General features: G+C 37.7%; 16 protein-coding genes and 1 pseudogene. 10 read left to right on the plus strand and 7 right to left on the minus strand.

Annotated elements, in window-relative coordinates; translation table 11 throughout:
* Window positions 1-395 precede the first annotated feature (395 nt).
* Together H5116_RS06080 and H5116_RS06085 are read left to right on the plus strand one after the other, a co-directional pair.
* Window positions 396-551 carry a hypothetical protein gene (locus H5116_RS06080; protein ID WP_008166284.1) on the plus strand — a complete coding sequence of 52 codons (156 nt, stop codon included), beginning with the start codon at window positions 396-398 and terminating at the stop codon, window positions 549-551.
* A 256-nt stretch (window positions 552-807) separates the two neighbouring features.
* The gene (locus H5116_RS06085; protein ID WP_182711450.1) at window positions 808-3,066 is read left to right on the plus strand and encodes a hypothetical protein; all 2,259 of its coding nucleotides are present in this window, start codon (window positions 808-810) and stop codon (window positions 3,064-3,066) included.
* 805 nt (window positions 3,067-3,871) lie between these two features.
* Here the strand turns inward: H5116_RS06085 and H5116_RS20290 are convergent.
* The 6 genes and pseudogenes from H5116_RS20290 to H5116_RS06105 form a co-directional block, all read right to left on the minus strand.
* On the minus strand, window positions 3,872-6,277 hold the full coding sequence (locus tag H5116_RS20290) for a hypothetical protein (RefSeq protein WP_259398784.1): 2,406 nt from the start codon (window positions 6,275-6,277) through the stop codon (window positions 3,872-3,874).
* A gap of 146 nt (window positions 6,278-6,423) precedes the next feature.
* Window positions 6,424-8,001, minus strand: coding sequence for a hypothetical protein (locus tag H5116_RS20295; protein WP_310735986.1), 1,578 nt, complete (start codon window positions 7,999-8,001; stop codon window positions 6,424-6,426).
* A pseudogene (locus tag H5116_RS20300) lies at window positions 7,989-8,156 on the minus strand (helix-turn-helix domain-containing protein). The gene H5116_RS20295 and the pseudogene H5116_RS20300 overlap by 13 nt, the downstream one beginning before the upstream one ends.
* 244 nt (window positions 8,157-8,400) lie before the next feature.
* Window positions 8,401-9,549, minus strand: coding sequence for a hypothetical protein (locus H5116_RS06095; RefSeq protein ID WP_182715729.1), 1,149 nt, complete (start codon window positions 9,547-9,549; stop codon window positions 8,401-8,403).
* 302 nt (window positions 9,550-9,851) lie between these two features.
* Window positions 9,852-10,160, minus strand: coding sequence for a hypothetical protein (locus tag H5116_RS06100; protein ID WP_182693644.1), 309 nt, complete (start codon window positions 10,158-10,160; stop codon window positions 9,852-9,854).
* 379 nt (window positions 10,161-10,539) lie between these two features.
* Window positions 10,540-10,785 carry a DUF4235 domain-containing protein gene (locus H5116_RS06105; protein WP_002958040.1) on the minus strand — a complete coding sequence of 82 codons (246 nt, stop codon included), beginning with the start codon at window positions 10,783-10,785 and terminating at the stop codon, window positions 10,540-10,542.
* 350 nt (window positions 10,786-11,135) lie between these two features.
* Between H5116_RS06105 and H5116_RS06110 the strand changes: the two genes are divergently transcribed.
* The 7 genes from H5116_RS06110 (at window position 11,136) to H5116_RS06140 (ending at window position 16,711) form a co-directional block, all read left to right on the plus strand.
* Window positions 11,136-12,368 carry a cytochrome C gene (locus tag H5116_RS06110; protein WP_182715730.1) on the plus strand — a complete coding sequence of 411 codons (1,233 nt, stop codon included), beginning with the start codon at window positions 11,136-11,138 and terminating at the stop codon, window positions 12,366-12,368.
* Window positions 12,369-12,580: 212 nt separating this feature from the next.
* Window positions 12,581-13,075, plus strand: coding sequence for a general stress protein (locus tag H5116_RS06115; RefSeq protein ID WP_002958042.1), 495 nt, complete (start codon window positions 12,581-12,583; stop codon window positions 13,073-13,075).
* A gap of 589 nt (window positions 13,076-13,664) precedes the next feature.
* Window positions 13,665-14,234 (plus strand): superoxide dismutase family protein, encoded by a 570-nt coding sequence (sodC, locus tag H5116_RS06120; protein WP_182715731.1) that lies wholly within the window; start codon window positions 13,665-13,667, stop codon window positions 14,232-14,234.
* 16 nt (window positions 14,235-14,250) lie between these two features.
* Window positions 14,251-14,484, plus strand: a complete 234-nt coding sequence (locus H5116_RS06125; protein ID WP_182715732.1) for a ChaB family protein — start codon at window positions 14,251-14,253, stop codon at window positions 14,482-14,484.
* A gap of 212 nt (window positions 14,485-14,696) precedes the next feature.
* Complete coding sequence (locus H5116_RS06130) at window positions 14,697-15,311, plus strand: ACP phosphodiesterase (RefSeq protein ID WP_182715733.1); 615 nt, start codon at window positions 14,697-14,699, stop codon at window positions 15,309-15,311.
* A gap of 85 nt (window positions 15,312-15,396) precedes the next feature.
* Entirely contained in the window at window positions 15,397-16,332 is a 936-nt protein-coding gene (locus tag H5116_RS06135) for a hypothetical protein (RefSeq protein ID WP_182715734.1), read from the plus strand.
* 37 nt (window positions 16,333-16,369) lie between these two features.
* On the plus strand, window positions 16,370-16,711 hold the full coding sequence (locus H5116_RS06140; protein WP_024604747.1) for a YajD family HNH nuclease: 342 nt from the start codon (window positions 16,370-16,372) through the stop codon (window positions 16,709-16,711).
* A 58-nt stretch (window positions 16,712-16,769) separates the two neighbouring features.
* On the opposite strand, the gene H5116_RS06145 is transcribed toward H5116_RS06140, so the two are convergent.
* Window positions 16,770-18,128: a serine hydrolase gene (locus H5116_RS06145; protein WP_182715735.1), complete on the minus strand. Its 1,359-nt coding sequence runs from the start codon at window positions 18,126-18,128 to the stop codon at window positions 16,770-16,772.
* Window positions 18,129-18,274: 146 nt separating this feature from the next.
* On the opposite strand from H5116_RS06145, the gene H5116_RS06150 reads away from it, so the two are divergent.
* Window positions 18,275-18,619, plus strand: coding sequence for a hypothetical protein (locus tag H5116_RS06150; protein ID WP_259398785.1), 345 nt, complete (start codon window positions 18,275-18,277; stop codon window positions 18,617-18,619).
* Window positions 18,620-18,719: the final 100 nt, after the last annotated feature.

Below are 18,719 nucleotides of genomic sequence, written 5' to 3' on the forward strand. Positions count from 1 at the left end.
ACTCTCAGCGCACCCGAGCATCACGCTTAATCCTTCAAACCACAATTGATGTGAACGTAAACGCCATGAAAGCACATCCATGTGCAAGCATGGCTTTCATTTCATCCATGAAATGAATTACTCATCAATTGCTTGTTTTCAGGGCGTGATGACGGGGAAGGGTGTTAAACGTGAGGTTGGTGTTTGGTCTTAGATAAATACAAGATTTATCAGCTAACACCTTAATGTATGAAGTCGAGATTTAACCCCCTTTTTAATTCCAATGAAATATATTAGTAAAAATACGCCAATACAAAAATAAAAATTTCTCAGCGAGTTACATAACTGACGGTTAGTCATTTTCTTTGTAAATTACTTGTCACCCAATACAGGGTTAATTCATTTCGGAGAAAATTATGTCTAAGTCAAAATCTAATCAAGCACCTATGACCACAAAAGCTGTTGCTCGTATTCAAAGTGGTGAGGCAAAAGCAAATGGCGGCCAAGTTTCATCAAAAGGCTTTGCTGCAAGAGCAGCTCGTGCTGCCGCTAATAATAACAAAAACGATTAAGGAGTCAGGACTAGGAAGTTGTTGACTTTCTAGTCCTTTATTTTGATTATGTCTGCATATAGTAAAGATAAAGAAATTAGTAAGTTGGTAAAACACTTAATTAAATCTGGTTGGGTGTTCAAACAAGGAAAGAAGCACGGCTTGATATATGCGCCTAAAGGTGGTCGCATTGCAGTTCCTTGTACGCCGAGTGATAGACGCTCACATCTTAACTTTAAACGAAACCTTAAAAGAATTATGACAATGGAAGTTGATTATGCTTAAAGAAAAGCGCCAACCATTTATGACACCTGTTGAAATAGTACGCATTATCGCGAGTGCAATAGGAGTTAAAGCATCGAATAAACAGCTAGACACTTTTGCTTTCAAATATGACCAGCCCTACACCTTAGCTTCAAGTTTATTCAAGGAATCTATTTCAGTTCCTCTTTCTAAGTTCATCAGTAAGGGCTTCTCTAAAAAATTAGAAGCTAAATTTGAATCAATGATGCGGGAATATATTGAATTGGTAAACTCAACTCCTATGGACGGTATAACCAGAGTAGAGACTGAAGCAATTCTTACCCGGTGGATCCTCGATACAATTGCTGTTGAATTCAATCTTTTTATGGGAAAAGTAATTGAGGGACCAAATTATTTAATGAGAAATAACCTTCATCCTAATGGGATAACCCAGGCGTTTGATTGGTTATCTTCAAATATTGAGTGGTGGGATAGCTTTCTTAAATTTATTCCAAAAGAAAAACGTCATCGCTTCAAGCTTTGGAAAAGTAATGATGAACTGCCAAAGCTATCTAATATAACAAATATTCCAGATTACCTTTCTAATTCTGAAGTAGAGGGGCATGAATGGGAAAAGATTAAAGTTGTTATTTTAGCAGCCCGTTTTATCGATAATTTACAGCGAAATTATGCCGATATTTACCCAGAGCAATTAGTCAATGTTGATGTACTGAGCTTAAGTCAAGTTGAACAATATATATGGCATTTAAAGAGTAACAATCAAGTTTGGCTCAAATCGCTAGGGGAGCAAGGGCTAGAGATAGATTACATTTTTTATAAAAAGGGTGAAAATAAAGAACTCTCTGATGCAGATCGAAAACAGTGCTTAAAAACGTTGATTGACGAGCTTGAAGTCTCAACTTTTAAGCACCCCAAATTTAATATGGGATATTGGCTGAGCTGGTATCGCGCTCGATGGCATGCTCTGAATGGGGAGCTTAAAGAAGCAAATAGCCATTTTAAAGCAACGTTTGAACAAGCTTTATTTTTTGCTGGGCCATCGATACCTGAAATTATAAAAGAAGCTCTCAGTATTGCTTCTAGCCTTAAACCGACACCAGATAAGGCTTTTATTAAGAGGTTGAAAAACTCTGCAATCCTATTTGGTATTGATATACCTTTGCATAAAGAAGATAAAAGCCAATTAGAAGCTAATCGCTTTGATAGTGTTGTTGAAGATTGGGAATTAAAACTATATGCAGCAACATTTCATAAGCATTTTCCACCGGCTTTACAGTTTAATGACAGTTCCTCAAATGGAGCACAACGGATAGGACCATTACTTGGTTCTTTTAAGCAAAGTATTGAGCCTAACTTTCGAAGCCCAAATAAAAAAATAGTTGTTGGAGATACCTGGGGTAAGCAGATGCCCCAAATAGTCTATTTTTCATGGATGAATTGCGTGGAAACAGTTTCACAGTTCATTAATACAGGTGTAAATGTAAATGCACTATCTGATTCCAATGAATCTGCATTGCTTTTTTCTATCTTGCAAATGGATGTATTGGATCATGGTTCAAGCATGGACGATAGGTTATTCAAGCTAATAAGCTCTATTAAACATAGTGAAGGTGTTGTTAATACGAAAACATCCAAAAAAGAATTATTACCTCTAGTATGTGCCGTTGATACAGGCAGGCCAGAAGTCGTAGCCAAGGTCATAGAGATGGGAGCAAACGTTAACTTTAGAGGGAATACTGATAAACAATCAGCACTCTTCGCAACTTTGTGTAAAATCGGAATTATAAAAAGACCAGAGGTTTTGAAGAATTTGATAAAAGAACATCCTCTGAATGATGAATTATTAGATACTATAAGGAGACATTCTAACGGTTTAATGGGCGCTACATTGGATGAAGTTAAAAGAAATTACGAGAAGTGTTTACAAGATCCAATGTTTAAAAATATTACAGATTCTGGGCATAACTTGATAGTAGATAGAGTTAAAGAGTTTATGACATTAGATGATATGAGAAAAATAGCCCAATTACTCATAAATGCAGGATCTGACGCTAATGCCAGTCATAATACTAGGATTAATGGGTTTACACCTTTGATGCTTGCGGCTGAGCTAGATGAAGCTGAATTATTTGAAGCTATGATTCAGAAAAACGGAGATCCACTAATAACTGCTGAGCATCCTGAAACAGGGAGGCCATTAGATTGTAAGCATATTGCTTTCGCTCATCAATCAAATAAAGTATTAAGGTACTTAGTTTCACAACAGAAATGAGCATAAACGTAATATCGTTTTATTGATCACAAACTTTATTAAAGTTCAGTGTAAAAATTAGCTTTAAAATTTAGCCGCTCTAGTCACAATCTCTATTACCGCTAACCAGAAAAATTTCTATAGTAGAGTGGTTATTTATCAAAATTATAAAAGCCGTTGCAGCAATGGAACGGCTTTTTTGTGCGTGGTGATAAGCCATAAATAATATGATGTAGGTTGGGAAGAGTGAAACGAAACCCAACGAATCACAAATATACTTACTCGCTCAAAGCCAAGAGTATGTGTTATTAGTTGTAGGCGTTTAGCTTGCTGACGCACGGGCGATAGCCCGAATCAGTATTTGAATAGGTGCTTGAGGTTATCATCACCGATAACGCGAATACGTTTCGTACTTTTAAATATTAGAAACCTTATTCAAGGTTTTGTCGCGCTGGCTTGGTGAGCCAAAGAGGGGCTATAGGTTTTTAAATTTTACTCTGCTGCAAGTAATTCATCCTTGAAGCTGGGTTACTGTCGGCATCCATGCCTTCACTTCCTCATACTGCGAAGCTGCGCTTCGGTTATTCGTCACCTCTCAGCGCCACCCGAGCATCACGCTTAATCCTTAAATGCACAATTGATGTGAACGTAAACGCCATGAAAGCACATCCATGTGCAATCATGGCTTTCATTTCATCCATGAAATGCATTACTCATCAATTGCTTATTTTAGGGCGTGACGACGGGGGAGGGTTTAAACGTGAGGTCATTGTTTGGTCTTGGCAAGAAGCAAGATCTGGCCCTCTATTTTCTGTTGAATTCACAGCTACCACTCAAACCTCTCATTTCTCTCTGTATTACGTTCTGCTTCTCTTTCATATTCACTAGCAATATATGCCTTCCATTGAACTTTTTTAGCAATACCCCATGCTGATATTTCTTCGTTAGTTGAACCTATTAATGGCTGAAATAATGGTAATCGAGATTCAAGTATTTTTGCTCTTGAGCCTGTCCACCCACTCGGGCTGAAGCTTGCGAGATATTCATCTAGAACTTTAACTGGTTCAGGGCAAGTATTTAATAGCTCTATCGCTAGTGGAGTCCACTTAATTGATTTTTCATCTGATTGATATGGTGTAATTATAGATGCGAGTACAGGATAACTATTAATGCCATTGCTTTTACACCAATCTAAAGTGCTTTCGATATCAACTTTAGAGAATGGACTTGCTTTCTTGTCAAATCTACCTTTTATCGCATTTTTTATCTGGCTCTCGGTTTCAGTACTCTTACCGATAAAAACTTCAAGAGCTAATATTGGGTGTAATTGAATAACTGTAGTCATAAATTCAGGGAAATCATATCTGCCGATAATATGATTCAAAATTTTTGCTTTAATTACTTCTAGAACAGTTAAAGCATACTCTTCATTTGTACCAGCAGAAAAGCAGACATTGGCTATTTTGGTTAAACTATAATCGCTGCCACCGGAAGGCCCTTTTTCTTCTGAGTATTCAAATGATGCTAAAAGTGATGCTGTTTTTTCTTTAAGCAAATCTGAAACAATATAGTGCAGGTTTTGCTTCAGTCCATGAAACCGCATAGATAATATATCGATAGCAACTCTCTGCCCACCATCTTTATGCCAAATCAAATCCAAAATTTCGCATAATTTTTCATCAGGTATCTGTTCGTGCCTTCGTCCAGATGCTAGGTCATAATAATCCCTTACAGGGCATGTGTTTTCCTGTAGTGCTTGAATAATACGAGCGGTAGATTCTGCATTAATCGGGTAACTTAGTTGAACTCTGATGAAGTGTTGTTTAAGTGTAGGATGAATTAGAAGGCTATCTAAGAAATGATTAGTCAGTGCGATATTATGTGTCGAAAGGTAATATATTTGGCCACATAAAAAATCAAAATTTCTCTCTTTTTCTGGAAGGTTTTCTAGTGCACCTATTACTCTAGTTAATGTTTCAGAGTTGTTTTTTATTCCTTCAGCGTGCCCTTTGCCGAATGCAAATAAATTAGAACTTATTTCTGGGTGTGATAGTAGTTTGAATAGAATATCATCAAGTTCTTTTGGCGGTCTATTTGCTAATTGAGTACCTAATTCAATAGAGTATTCGTGCCCTTTTTTATACCCTCGCTCAATTACTTTACCATTATCATCCATCTCCTCTAGGTCATAAAATTTCCACGGTTCAGCTAAAACGTACATATCTATATCGTCCAGAATACAATTTGGTGATAGTAGTTCAGAAATTGACTTTAACCTTTGAATATTATCTTCATTTGATGAACTACAGTCAAACCTCAATATTGAGTGGATTGCTTCAAAGCCATCGCTCCACATTCCTGATTTGCTTATTTCTACACATGTCTTCTCAATTACATCTCTAAGGCAACTTATTCGCCATAAGCTTCGTAAGTTTTTACTGAGTATTTTCTTTGCGAATGACGAAACTTGAGAATCACTGGCTATTAACTCAGCGGTATATTCGATGAATAGTTTATACCAGTCTTCAACATCTTGGTTGGTCTTTGGTCTGTAACCAAAGTCTCTTGGGTTTGCACCAAAATCAAAGCTATGGTGTGAGGAAAAGTGCCAAGCTTCTAGAGATGAATCTAAAAGCTCAAAAGCTAGCTCAATGCTATTCTCAGTATCGCTAGCAATTAAATTATTTATAACATTTAATCGCTGCTCTTTGGTTGCATGAGTACCAGATAAATATAGTTGGAACAGTGATTTTAAAATATTTCTGATAGAGTTGTAATTCTCAGTTTTATCTTCAGATAGTGTGAATTGGCATAACAATTTAGCGCATGTGTCAAAATACTGTTCCTCATATGCAATAGATCTAATAAGCCTTGTTATTTCGGTAAATTGCTTATTTTTTCGTGTACAAAACTCAGGCTGTTTAGCTAAAGCTTCAATGTGAAATAAAGCTTCTTTCGTTGAAATAGGTGCTACATTATTAAGTAATATCCAAGCAAGCTTACTTTTGCCTTTTGTATATAGTTTATATAACAGCCCATTTTCACTTAACCAATCATTAACGATGATTTTAGCTTCTTCACATTGAGGTAGGTAGCCTAGTCTCCTAGAAAATGACTTTAATAATCGCTCGTTTGTAGATTCATTAAAGTTACTGGAAATAATAGCGGAACTTATATTTTCTAACGCATATTTGGCTAACCTATTAGCAATAGGGTGGGGTAATACAGCCATCCACTTACTACGTTGCTGAACTAAGTTTCGACGTTTTAGTTCTATTGCCGATTCAAACATAGTTTTTGAAGGAATTTCTGATAGGTTACTGAGAAATGTAATATCATCACTATATAGCTTATCACTATTAATTTGGAATGAATAAACTAGTGAAAGATATTGAGCTGCCTTTTCGAGTGACTTTTCATTGGTATGGCGTTGATAAAATAGCCTTCTAAATAGTTCTCATCCCTTAGACTTGAAATGTTTTCGTCTTTACCTATTGTTTCAGCCAAAGCCAAAGCTATTCTTGAGTTACCACCTGAAAATTCACTAATTGTTCTAGAGTTTTGCTGACCTAGGTGCTGATATCTAGCGTTAAGTATTTTTTCTATAAGCTCGATTGAAGATGGCTCTAAAGAGAATACTTCAGTCTGCTCTGGTTGGTCTTCTCTTAAATCATATTCGACAGTCAGTAAGTTGGTGTTACTGCTTTCAACGCTGCATAAGGTTGTAAGTGATCTATGTAAGTCAGGTGGGCAGTTATCTATAATTAAAACTGCTTTACGGCCTTCTCCAGCGATTTTTTCTGCCAGAGCTTGTGGCGTTGGTGTTGGAGCGTTGGCCATATCAGTATAGAATACAGCCCTATGGGGTAATGGATTTTCACCAATACGCTCATCAAATAAAGCTTGCACAAATCTAGTTTTTCCAACACCAGATAAACCAATAAGTCTAATAGATGCTTTTTTTTCTAGTAATTTACCGCGAATAAGGTTTAAGCCGTCTAAACCTTTATGTCCTTCATTATTGTTTGACGATGAATCAAGTAACCTAACCTGTTCATCAAAGAAATATTCACCGGATGTTCCATGGGGGCAATTTGCCCAGTTACTATATCCTTCCCATGAGTTTGTATCGTTATAAAACCTAGAATTTATCCATAGCTCATGAAATTCTCTTTTTTTTTGAGATATAAAGCCTTTGACGTGTGTGTAAATTTCGTCTTCTTTGTCTACTGGTTTACAGATGTTTTCGTGACAAGATTCAATAGGAATAGCTCTAGTTTCCGGTAAGCCTGGATCTGCACTGTCAGGCTTAACAACTTGTATTACACCATACATTTTCTTTGTTTCTGTAAGGATAAGGTGTCTTATTGGGGCATTCGAAGACCAATCTCTATACCAAGTGTTGAGTTCTCTTAAATTAGGATCATTTCTACTTAAAGATGCAGTGGCTACTGATGGCTTTAATAAAGTAGTACACTTTAAGAGAGTTCTAGCAGCTAAATTATGGCCAAGTAAAGCTATGTCAGAGCCCAAGTGAGGAGTTCCTAAAAAAGCCGCACCTGACACTCTGCCTAAAAATTGTTGTGCTTCGACTCTATTAGTTTGATCATGAGCAATTCTAAGTATTTGCTTCGTAATTAACCCACCAAGACTATGACAAACAAAAAATATTTCGCCTTCAGATAGCTGAGGAGTTTTTAGCATATGTTCAAATATATTGGTAGCAAGGTCAGGGATACCCATACCAGTGCTATTGAAAGATAATTTTGGTGCGGAATATTCAACAGTCCATATGTTTAGATCGCTATTATCTTCAACTAACCACATTGGCCAAGCTTCATCTTTAGAGCCTTTTTTAAGCCAAGTGCTGTTAGCACTTCCTCCTAGCCCATGTAGAAAAATAACATGGATATCTCTTATCTCATCAGAATCTGACCTAAGTACTATTTTTGCCACTGTTCTTTCTCTTCAATCCATTGTTTAATATCTACACGTTTAAAACGCCAGCTACCACTGACCTTGAAGTCAGGAAGTTTACCTTAGCTAGCTAATCGGTAAGCGGTTTTTTCATTGAGTTTTAAATAGAGCGCTAACTCTTGAATAATGAGTATATCTTCAGCGGTTCACAATGTCCCCTAACTTAGATTAATCCCATCATATGAAGAGCAAAGTTTTGACTACATACCAAGTACCTAGATTTATAGTTTATTGCTCGTCGAGTCAATTACTCTGTCTAGACCACGGCGAATAAAGTTTAAGAATGTATTTACCATGTGATTAACCGTGGGAGAGTGCGTGAGAAAAAAAGGGCAATAATATTGCCCTTTATTATGCGCTTAAATTGGTTGTTATAAACTATAGCGCTACTAAGCTTTGCTCTAGCATTGCCTTTATTTGTTTTACTATTTTAGCTTCTGTTTCAGGTTCGAATTGTTGTATCCGTGGGGTATGAATATGTCCTGTAGGTATACTTGAATTAAGCGCATCTCGCAGGCGAATACTTCGGTACGATATTTCGTTAGACAGGTAACCACCGCCGCCGCCATTTACCGCAATACTATTTTTAAGTTCGCCATACGAACCCGCTTTATAGGTTTTTTCAAGCGTGGTGACTTCGTGATTGTCGATAACCTTATAAGGGCCTTTAGCTTGTTGCATGTAAGTTACAGGCAAGCTAAATTTTACAAACTCATTGCCTGGGAGTGGTCGGCCATTAAGCTTTGGTATTACTGGGCTTGTTTGCGTTCCACCATACACAATATTGGCATTATCGGGGGCGGTTACACTGCGGCGTTTACCTGGGAAACGCTCTAAATCAAATTCTGTTCTGCCCATACTTACGGTTACTACCATGTCTACATTATTAAGTGCGTAGTAGGGGGCAAGTAGCGACTCTATTATACCTTGATCAAAGTCTTCGTAGCGTACAGGCACCATAACGGTGTTAATTTCTGCGCTTATGCCGTTGTAATTAATAACTTGGCCGTCGAGTAATAACGCCGCAACACCTGAAGGATTACTTTGGTTTATGTTTTTATCGAGTAAAAAAGGGTCAAAGCCTGTTAGTAATATTTTTTTAGTGCTGCCTGATGAAAAAGCAAGGTCGGTACGGCCTCTACTGCCTTCCTCAAGTAGGGTTAGTAAAGTATTTAGTTGAGCCTGCGTAATTGAGAATTTAGGTGATGTTGTGCGTATTACTTTACTTGAAAGCAGGCGTGCCCAGTAGAGCTCTCGGTCGTCGTAGTTACTGGTTTTTATTATGCGTTGCTTGGCGTTTTCCCACAGTTCAAAGCTAAAGTTTTGTACTAATGCTTTTGCACTTTTAAAGTCGCTTAATTCTTTAAATTGTTGCTCAAAACTTGATACTTGTGAGGTAAATGCATTTAAAACATTTGGCATTGCCGATTGGGCTTTGTTGATACGCTGTTCTTCAACAGTTAAAGGATTACTTAAAGCAGCGAATGAAGAGGCAATTAAGCTGGTCGCTAATAATACTTTGATCATAATATTCCTAATATAAGGCTATTTTTTATGTGTAATTTACTATCCTATTATTACTAACTTAGGGCAACCGATTAACGTTGAATCGACTGAAATTTGCTTTTGCCGTGCATTAGTATTGTTTAACGGCCAATTAGTATCATCGGCTAATAAAAATCCCTAAGTCAAAAATTGATCTTTATAGGTTCTACTTTAAGTTCTAATAAAAGTAAAAAGCCGTTACAGCAATGCAACGGCTTTTCATTATGGTTTTATGCGCTTCGACGATACGAGCGAAAGGCTTTATAGTCCTTTAAAACCCTGCTTTAATCATCTGGCCCTTTTAAGGTAAACACTAAATGTTTACGCATATCTTTTAAAATCACGCCTTTTTTAAGCATTACGCCGCTTAAACGCTTTTGCCATTTTAATAAATCAGGCTCTGCGGCTGCTAAGGCTTGCTCGTTTTCAAACTGAAAACACAGCAGTAGTGAACTTGGAAATAAGTGATATTCCACATCAAACCAGCATTGCAACATACCAGGGAGCTCAGCGCGGCCTTGCTCTTCTAATTTTTCAGCAGTATTGAGTACAAGCGCTTGCTGTTTTATTTGCACTGCAGAGAGTTTTTTCATTATTAAAATCCAAGTTAGCGGCTAAAAAATGCAGCCGGAATGTGGGCATTATACGCAAGCTTGTAGGCAGGCAACAACTTTGAAAGGGAGTTAATGTCCAATAGAGTGTATCTGCTTAAAATAAAGGGTCATGTTGCAAGGCACCTCCAGTTTGTCAACCTATGTAGATCGGATAAGTGGCGCGGCCGCGCCATCCGACTTTTTAAGTTTCATCACTGAACTCCGATTTGGGTATTAATATATTTTTTAGCTCAATAGTTAAGTAACCTTAACCTAAGCTTTTGCCAAGTTGCTTGCGACAACTGGGGAGTGGTTGTCGCAAGGCGCCTTTAGCGCCTCACCACACTTAATACTTATAAGAGGTATTAATTGGGTAGGCTTATTTGGATCGGCGCTTGTCTAGCACATAACGTACGGCCATTCTTGCAACACCCGCACCAATACCTGAGACTACTGCCCATGTAACGGCCTCTTTAAGATCTGTTTCTTCGCTTGGTCTATCTTTTGGAGCTGGTTCGTTGGTAACCTTTTCCCACGATTTTTGTAAAGTTTTCCTTGTTAACATACCTGCTGATGCAGCGGCGAGACCTATACCTATTGTCGTAATTAGTTGTTTATTACTCATAATGTTCTCCTTTTTATAAATAACGGCAGCGTTATTTATGTATAACTCTTTAAGTAAGAATATTAATAACAGCAATTTATGTACCGATAGGCTGAGGCGCTTTTAAATTAGGGCGTTCTTGTTTCATGCAAATTAGTCGTTTAAAACCACACTCACATCACACTTTCACCACATTTGTACACAAGCTAAATAACCATTGTAGAGCGTGCGCAACTCTGCTCAAAATCTTCTTTTTAGATATTAACTCTGCAATTTAACTTACCTTCTAGCCGGCTTATCGCACTCATTACTGTACAGATAGTAAACACTTCCACCCTATGCTTTAATATTAAAAAACAAGGGAGGGCGTTATGAGTAAAAATCGATTTTTATTTAATAAATACGTTTTGGTAATGACAGTGTCGGGCACTTTGGCAGTGCCGCTACCAGTGCTGAGCAACGATAAGGGGCCGCTAGTTGAGCAGCTTTGTGCTAGTTGCCATAGTTTAACTAATCTTGAGCGCAGTGCGGGTTATAGCCAGCAGGACTGGCAAACATTAATAAGCTATATGGTTGATGCGGGCGCAGATACTGCGCTTAATAAAGATATAAGCGCTTATTTAGCTGAGCATTATCCTGTAAACACTAAGCGCGAATCTAAGGTTGTTGCTGGCGATTTAAAGCTTAGCTTTAAGTACTGGCAAGTGCCAACGCTTGGGCAGCGCGCTCGCGATCCGGTGCAAGGTAAAAATGGCATTATTTGGTGGGTTGGCCAGTGGGGTAATATTTTAGGCAGGTTAGACCCTCAAACCGGCGATATGAAAGAGTACACACTGCCAAGTGGTACCTATGCGCACAGTGTGTCGCTTGATAAAAATCAAACCCCTTGGTTTTTAGGCAATAAAAATGGCACGGTTGGATATTTAGACTTAAAAACCGAAAAATTTAAAGTGTATAAAATGCCAAATAAAAATGCCCGCGACCCGCATACTGGTGTATTTGATGAAGCCGGAATATTTTGGTTTACCCTCCAGCATAGCAATATGATTGGCAAGCTAGACCCTACAACTGGCGATATTCAATTGGCTACTTTACCCACTAAAGGCTCACGGCCATATGGTATTAAGCTTGATTCAAAAGGCACGCCGTGGGTGTCGTGTAATGGTAGTAACTGTTTGGTTAAAGTTGATAAAAATACCATGGAGCTTAGTGAGATAAAACTCCCAGGCGCTAAAACGCATACTAGGCGATTAGCCATTACGCCTGACGATATAGTTTTTTATGTTAACTCTGGTATGGGTAAACTTGGCCGCTATAACCCCAAAAACGGTAAAATAACGCAGTGGGATAATCCCAGTGGTGAAAACAGTCATCCGTATGCAATTGAATATGCCGATAACGCCATTTGGTTTAACGAGTCAGCCAAGCGTCCTGAAACCTTAGTAAGGTTCGACCTTAATACCGAAACTATGCAGAGCTGGCAAATTCCGAGTAAAGAAGGAGTTTACTCTGGCTTAATTAGGCATATGCGCATGGGGAATAATGGGCTGATCATTCATCAAACAGCAACTAACCAATTAGCTGAAATTACGTGGAGTAAGTAATAATTTATTTTGTGTTAAAGCTGCGTACTGCTTACTAGTAAGTTTTCTTATATTAGGTAGGAGTTTTTTACAAAGCTTAGCAACTTTTACCTTTTAAATAAGTAAATTGATACAATTATTTATTTAAGGTATTGATTTTTATTAGTTAAATTTGTGGTTTGGGTTTTGCTTGGTAGTAAGTGTATTTTCTTAAATAAAATAAAGGAGTTATTATGAGTACCGTTATTACTGGGTTATTTGAAAGTGCATCACAAGCAACACTCGCAATTTATAGATTAGAAGCTTTAGGTATTAATGAAGCTGACATAAGCATTGTAGCCAACGACTCATACGCAAAGGAAGATTTTGCTGTAGACGAAGGTACAAAAGCCGCTGAAGGTGGCCTTGTAGGCGCGGCTTCAGGTGGTATTCTTGCTGCAATTATTGGCGGTTTTACTGCAGTAGGTACTGTAGCAACAGGTGGTACGGGCTTATTAGTTGCCGGACCATTAGTCGCAGCATTTGCTGCTGGTGGCGCAGGCGCCGCAGTAGGTGGTACTTTAGGTGCTGCAATTGGTGCATTTATTCCTGAGCACGAAATTAAATATTATGAAGATGCCATTGAAAAGGGCTCTATATTAATTGGTGTTAAGTACGATAGTGACAACAAAAACGCTATTGAAGAAATACTTAACAATGCAGGCGCAAGTAACGTTTCTACGGCTTAACGTTAACTAATTAGTTTCAAAATTAATTAAAAAGGTGAAACTTCGTTTCACCTTTTTTTTCGTTTTTAACGGCGGAGCAATCATAAATATTAACGTAATTTTTTGTCATTAAATAAACTCCATATATAAGTAAATTGGTTTTAAACATGCTTTGATTATAGAAAAGACTTATGTAGATAGGCGCTTTTTATTACATGTCGTAAGGCCCCCTAACAACACGAACTCTTGAAACTACCGCCTATATAATAACGGCCTTTTTAATAGCTGCCTTTTAACTTGGCTTGTCTTTTTGGACTGGATCGTTGGTAGTCTTCTTTTATGAGTTTTGTAAAGTTGCCATTCTGTTTGTAAATATGCCTTGGTTTTTGTTTAACTTTTGGGTGAAAGTCAGTTTTTTTTAATTAATTAGCTATTTATTTAAAATTAATAAAAATTATAAATTTACTTTTTAATCAATAGATTAAAAATAAATAATACATAAATTCATGTTTACGCGTAGGGCTGGTATATACATTGAAACTACTTGTTTAATAGTCGCTTAATTTAGCGTTATTGTTTTATTAATTTGATACTAAACGAGGAGATGATGATGAATTGTTTGCAGTTTGATTCAAACGCTAAAAGATCTTTAACCCGCGTTTTAAAACCAGCTTTTGCGATACTACTTACCGGTGTGTTACTACAAAATAGCGCACTGGCTAATGTAAAAGTTCAAATGCACCAAGTAACTAAGTCAGGCCAAGGGCAATCACTAGGTACTATTACACTAACAGAAAATGATAACGGTGTTGTTTTTTCACCAAGTTTAAAAGGTTTAACACCGGGGCAGCATGGTTTTCATGTTCACCAATTTGCTAGTTGTGAACCCAAGAAAAAAGGCGATAAAGTTGTGCCGGGGGGCGCCGCTGGTGGGCATTTCGATCCAAAAGCTAGCGAGCATCATGATGCTCCTTGGGGGGATGGCCATTTAGGCGATTTACCGGCGTTGTATGTAAATGAAAGTGGCCAAGCTAAATCGCCTGTTTTAGCACCAAGGCTCACGCTTGAAAAACTTAAACAACACGCAGTAATGATTCACGAAGGAAGTGATAACTATGCAGATAAGCCAAAGCCATTAGGTGGCGGTGGCAAACGTGTTGCTTGTGGCGTAATTGAGTAAATATAAGGAGAAAGTTATGCCATATCAAAATCGTGATGAATTACCTGAGTCGGTAAAAAGTAACTTACCTAAACATGCTCAAGAGATATATCAAGAGGCGTTTAATAGTGCGTGGGATACCTATAAGGACCCTAGCGATAGAAAAAACGATGATGACCGCGAAACAACAGCGCACAAAGTAGCTTGGTCGGCGGTTAAAAATAGTTATAGCAAAAATGATAATGGAAATTGGGTAAAGTCGAGTAACTAAACTAACAACAAAGCTTAAGCATTTAAAAGCCGCCATAGCTGATATAGCGGCTTTTTATATAGACGTTTTATAGTTGCGATGTTTATACAATACTATGAGTTTGTTTGAGTAAAAACTGGTAAGCAAAACCATAAGTACTGCTTTAAACACGAATGTGAGTTTGGTTTAAATTTGCGTTATTATTTATTTGTATTAGCCAATCAGAGAACACTTTGAATTATTTAGCTCATCTTTATTTAGCGCAGCCCACAGCCGATTCTCACTTTGGGAACCTGTTGGGGGATTTTGGTGGAAAAAGACATGTAAAGCACTTACCAAACACAGTTAAAAATGGCCTCGATAACCATTATTTAGTTGATAAATTTACCGACTCTCACCGCGCAGTTAAACACGCTAAACAATACTTTTCACCCGAGCGTACACGCTTTGCGGGTGTGGCTATTGATGTGGTGTTTGATCACTTTTTAATTGTGCATTGGCAACGATTTAGCAAGCAACCTTTAAGTGATTTTAAGTACACCAGCTATCAGCTTTTAAATAACCGTATACCTGTTATGCCACCGCGAATGCAGCATGTTGTAACAAGTATGACTAAAAACGATTGGTTTAAAGAGTACGAAACCGTTGAGGGGGTAGGGCTTGCGCTCGATAACATAGCCAAACGCATTCGTTTTACGAACACTTTTGCGGGCGCGGCTGACGATATAGCACAGAATTACGATGAATTAGAAGCCGTGTTTTTAGCGTTCTTCCCGGAGCTAATTAAGCATGTGAATGAGTTTGACCTTGAAAGCCCCTCAAAAAATGGCATAAAGCGCATTATTTAAAGTTTTCATCAATTGTTAATCTTTTGTGATAAGTTAAGGTGAAAAAAACGCTACTCTAATACAAATTAATTTTTGAGTGTTTTTAATGAATCGCAATTATTTAGTTATTGTGGGCTTTGCTGTTTTAGCGGCATTTCTATCTGGTTCTGTATTAGCTTTTGACTTCGACTTAAAATCGGTACGCACAACTATTTCAAATCCAAATACTAGCCATGCGTTAATATACGACGACTTGGCTGGGAGTAATCAAAAAACACTGTTTTCGTTAGAGCCCATAAATAACCAGCGTGTGGGTGTGTTTTTTGATATTAACGACATTGAAATTGGCTACTCTGCCGACATTTTTGAAGATGATGTTGAAACAAAAACACAGGATATACTGCTTTCGTATAGAAAATTTAAAAATTCTAAAATCACATTCAACTATCAAACGCTTGAAGGGCTGCAAAGCACGGCTAGCAATTTAAGCGGCAATCAAACGGATCAAATTTTCTCGCAAAATACACGTTCAACCAAGTTTGAGCTATCTGGCCAACACAACTTTTATACCTTCAATAATAAAGAGTCTTTGTTTGAGCATTTTTTTCTTAATAGGCCAAAGCTAAGCAGCAAATTTGATTTGTCGTTAAGTGTTGTTGGCGCTTGGTCTTTCAAGCATGTATCTCTTGAGAATAAAGATAATATTGTGTTTCAGGCTGATTTTTTAAGTTCACCTGTGCCACAGATCACTAAGTTAATTTCTAATTCGTATGGGGCGAGTATTGGCTCGCTTTTATCATTTTCGTTACCGCATAATGTTCACGTATTTGCTGAATACAAAGTAGGTAAAGGGCATATTCAAAACACAAACCCTGGGCTGGGGTTAAAAGATTCGGGCGCCGAAAAAGTTGAAGCATACGGTGGTGGAATTTCTTGGACTTCCGACAATAAAAAACTTATGGTCGTACTACGCGCGTGGGAGCAAACAGGCCGGCATATAGATACTTCTTTTGGTGATTTGTCAGTAATTAAGTTTTTTTAGTATTGATCACCAAAATAGTAAATTTACCAGGAATACTATGAGTAAGAATAACGCAGTACCTCAGGCTTATGTGAAGCAAGAGGAAGGTTACCGAATTAAAGCCTTAAGATTGTACCCTTGGGTATGCGGGCGTTGTGCTCGTGAGTTTGAGTACTCTAATTTACGAGAGTTAACGGTGCATCATATAGATCATAACCATAGTAATAATCCAGAGGATGGCAGTAACTGGGAGTTATTGTGTATTTATTGCCACGACAATGAGCACAATAAATACCACGAACATATTATGTATGGCGGGTCGACTACAGAGCGAAAAGTTGAGGCTGCAACGCATTCTCCATTTGCCGATTTAAAAGCGATGCTTAATAAATCAAAGTAGCTTTAGAGAGAGCTATTTAGCAAGAGCGAAGCATTTTGTGCCTCGCTCAAACTTGTCGCTAAATTTTAATCGCCTCAGTGGGCGTTGTTGATAATCCACTAAAATACTTCATTACTAATTGGCCTTGGCTGTCTTTTTCTATTACTAAGTAATTGTTTGAATTAGGATAGTAAAAGCTATTTTTAGACATGGTAATTAGTTTTGTTTTATCGCCACCGGTGCGCTTAGAATACAAAACGTCATTTTCAAAAATTAGGCTGCGTAAGGTGTTTTTATCAATACGGTAATCACCCAATACGGGCGCTAACTGCTGCGCTGTTACATCTGCTTTTTTAAACTCGGGGAGCGCAATACCCAGTGCTTTGGCTGTGAGTTTTTCGTTGATAAAAATAGGGTTTATGTGGTTTGAATTAGCCAGTACTGCAACATATAGCTTTTGCTCTGGAATATAGCGTGCATGTGCTAAAAAGCCATTTATTCCGCCAGTGTGTTTAATTACGGTGTATTCATTCAAAGGCTTAATAATTAATCCGTAACCATAGGATGAAAAGCTGCCGTCATTGAGTTTAAAAGGGCTAACCATCTTCTCATAACTTGCTTTACTAATAAGCTTGCCAGACGATAATGCGCTAAACCAAATGTTTAAGTCGGTTGGGGTAGATATAAGCGCACCTGCGGCATAAGGCCAGTCCATATTAATATAACTTGTGTTTATAAAGCCTTGCTCTGTTTGCTCATACCCAGCTGCGCGGTGAGCAACAATTTCTTGCCCTTCATAGCTGCTTTGAGTCATCCCTAGTTTTTTAAATATATTTTGTTCAATAAAGTCTTTGTAAGATTGCCCACTCGCTACTTCAATTATTTTACCTAGCAGTGAATAGCCCGTGTTCGAATAAGCCATCGCTTCGCCGGGTTCAAACACCATTGGGTGTTTGGCAAATCTCTTGAGTGTATCGTCAACGCTGATGGGTACTTGTATTTCTTTATCGAATAAGTCGTCGTCATCTGTGTAGTTGGCTATGCCTGAGGTGTGGGTTAATAAGTTTTCGATTGTGACGAGGTTGCCCTCGGTGGGGAAGCTTGCAACATACTTATGAATATCATCGGTAACCGCTAGCTTACCTTGCTCTTGCAACATCATAATTGCAGCTGCAGTAAATTGTTTTGAAATAGAACCTAAACGTAAAACGCTTTGCTCATTAAGTGCAATGTTATGCTCAAGGTTGGCAAGCCCGCGCGTTCCTTTGAAAAGTACTTTGCCATTTTTGCTTATAATTACCGATACCCCGGGCTCGTTTTCAACTAGGCTCTCGTTAAGAATTTCCTGATATTGCGAGGCTGTCGGATTTGCTATTACAAGGCTGGGTGTTAATAGCAAGAGGGCTAACAAACAGCTAGCGTAAAATGGCTTAATCATATTCATCCTTTTAGTTTTTATACCAAACCTGTAAATAGGTTTAGCAATCCTTGTACTTATTAGTGAATTAATATTGCACAGCTAAAAAGTAAACACAATTATCAGATTTTATAGGGACTCAGTAATAGGTATAATCGCCGCGTTTATTGGTTTTATTATTTTCTTACAAGGAAGTTATTTATATGCCTGATATAACGGCTCTATTTTATATTGCGATTATGGCTTTTTATTTATTACACAAAAACGAAGAGGGCAAAATATTAGTGCCCATAATAGGTTTTGCTGCAATTCCTCTTTTTAGCAACGATTACTGGCTATGGTTTAAGGTAAGCGTAGGGTTAGGAATTTATGTATTGATGGTGGAAAAAGCTAAAGCAGGGTATACCGGTGGCGGGGCTGTTTCAGCATTTGCTATGTTTTTTATGGTGGCTTTTTTAGTTAGTATTATTATAAAAACTATTTTTTCTGTTGCTATTAAATTTAGTTTTTAAACCTCATGTTTATTTAGTCAAAACTAAATTATCTCTACTTTCTCGTGCATACTTGTGGTTTATTATTTTTAATAAACCACAAGTAGCCCTTTAATTTAAA

Origin of the sequence: Pseudoalteromonas sp. SG45-2, assembly GCF_014164115.1 — a bacterium.
Lineage (GTDB): Bacteria > Pseudomonadota > Gammaproteobacteria > Enterobacterales > Alteromonadaceae > Pseudoalteromonas > Pseudoalteromonas distincta.

Coding starts and splice junctions, on each gene's coding strand:
- H5116_RS06080 (WP_008166284.1), top strand. CDS start 396: ATGTCTAAGTCAAAATCTAATCAAGCACCTATGACCACAAAAGCTGTT.
- H5116_RS06085 (WP_182711450.1), top strand. CDS start 808: ATGCTTAAAGAAAAGCGCCAACCATTTATGACACCTGTTGAAATAGTA.
- H5116_RS20290 (WP_259398784.1), bottom strand. CDS start 6,277: ATGGCTGTATTACCCCACCCTATTGCTAATAGGTTAGCCAAATATGCG.
- H5116_RS06095 (WP_182715729.1), bottom strand. CDS start 9,549: ATGATCAAAGTATTATTAGCGACCAGCTTAATTGCCTCTTCATTCGCT.
- H5116_RS06100 (WP_182693644.1), bottom strand. CDS start 10,160: ATGAAAAAACTCTCTGCAGTGCAAATAAAACAGCAAGCGCTTGTACTC.
- H5116_RS06105 (WP_002958040.1), bottom strand. CDS start 10,785: ATGAGTAATAAACAACTAATTACGACAATAGGTATAGGTCTCGCCGCT.
- H5116_RS06110 (WP_182715730.1), top strand. CDS start 11,136: ATGAGTAAAAATCGATTTTTATTTAATAAATACGTTTTGGTAATGACA.
- H5116_RS06115 (WP_002958042.1), top strand. CDS start 12,581: ATGAGTACCGTTATTACTGGGTTATTTGAAAGTGCATCACAAGCAACA.
- sodC (WP_182715731.1), top strand. CDS start 13,665: ATGAATTGTTTGCAGTTTGATTCAAACGCTAAAAGATCTTTAACCCGC.
- H5116_RS06125 (WP_182715732.1), top strand. CDS start 14,251: ATGCCATATCAAAATCGTGATGAATTACCTGAGTCGGTAAAAAGTAAC.
- H5116_RS06135 (WP_182715734.1), top strand. CDS start 15,397: ATGAATCGCAATTATTTAGTTATTGTGGGCTTTGCTGTTTTAGCGGCA.
- H5116_RS06140 (WP_024604747.1), top strand. CDS start 16,370: ATGAGTAAGAATAACGCAGTACCTCAGGCTTATGTGAAGCAAGAGGAA.
- H5116_RS06145 (WP_182715735.1), bottom strand. CDS start 18,128: ATGATTAAGCCATTTTACGCTAGCTGTTTGTTAGCCCTCTTGCTATTA.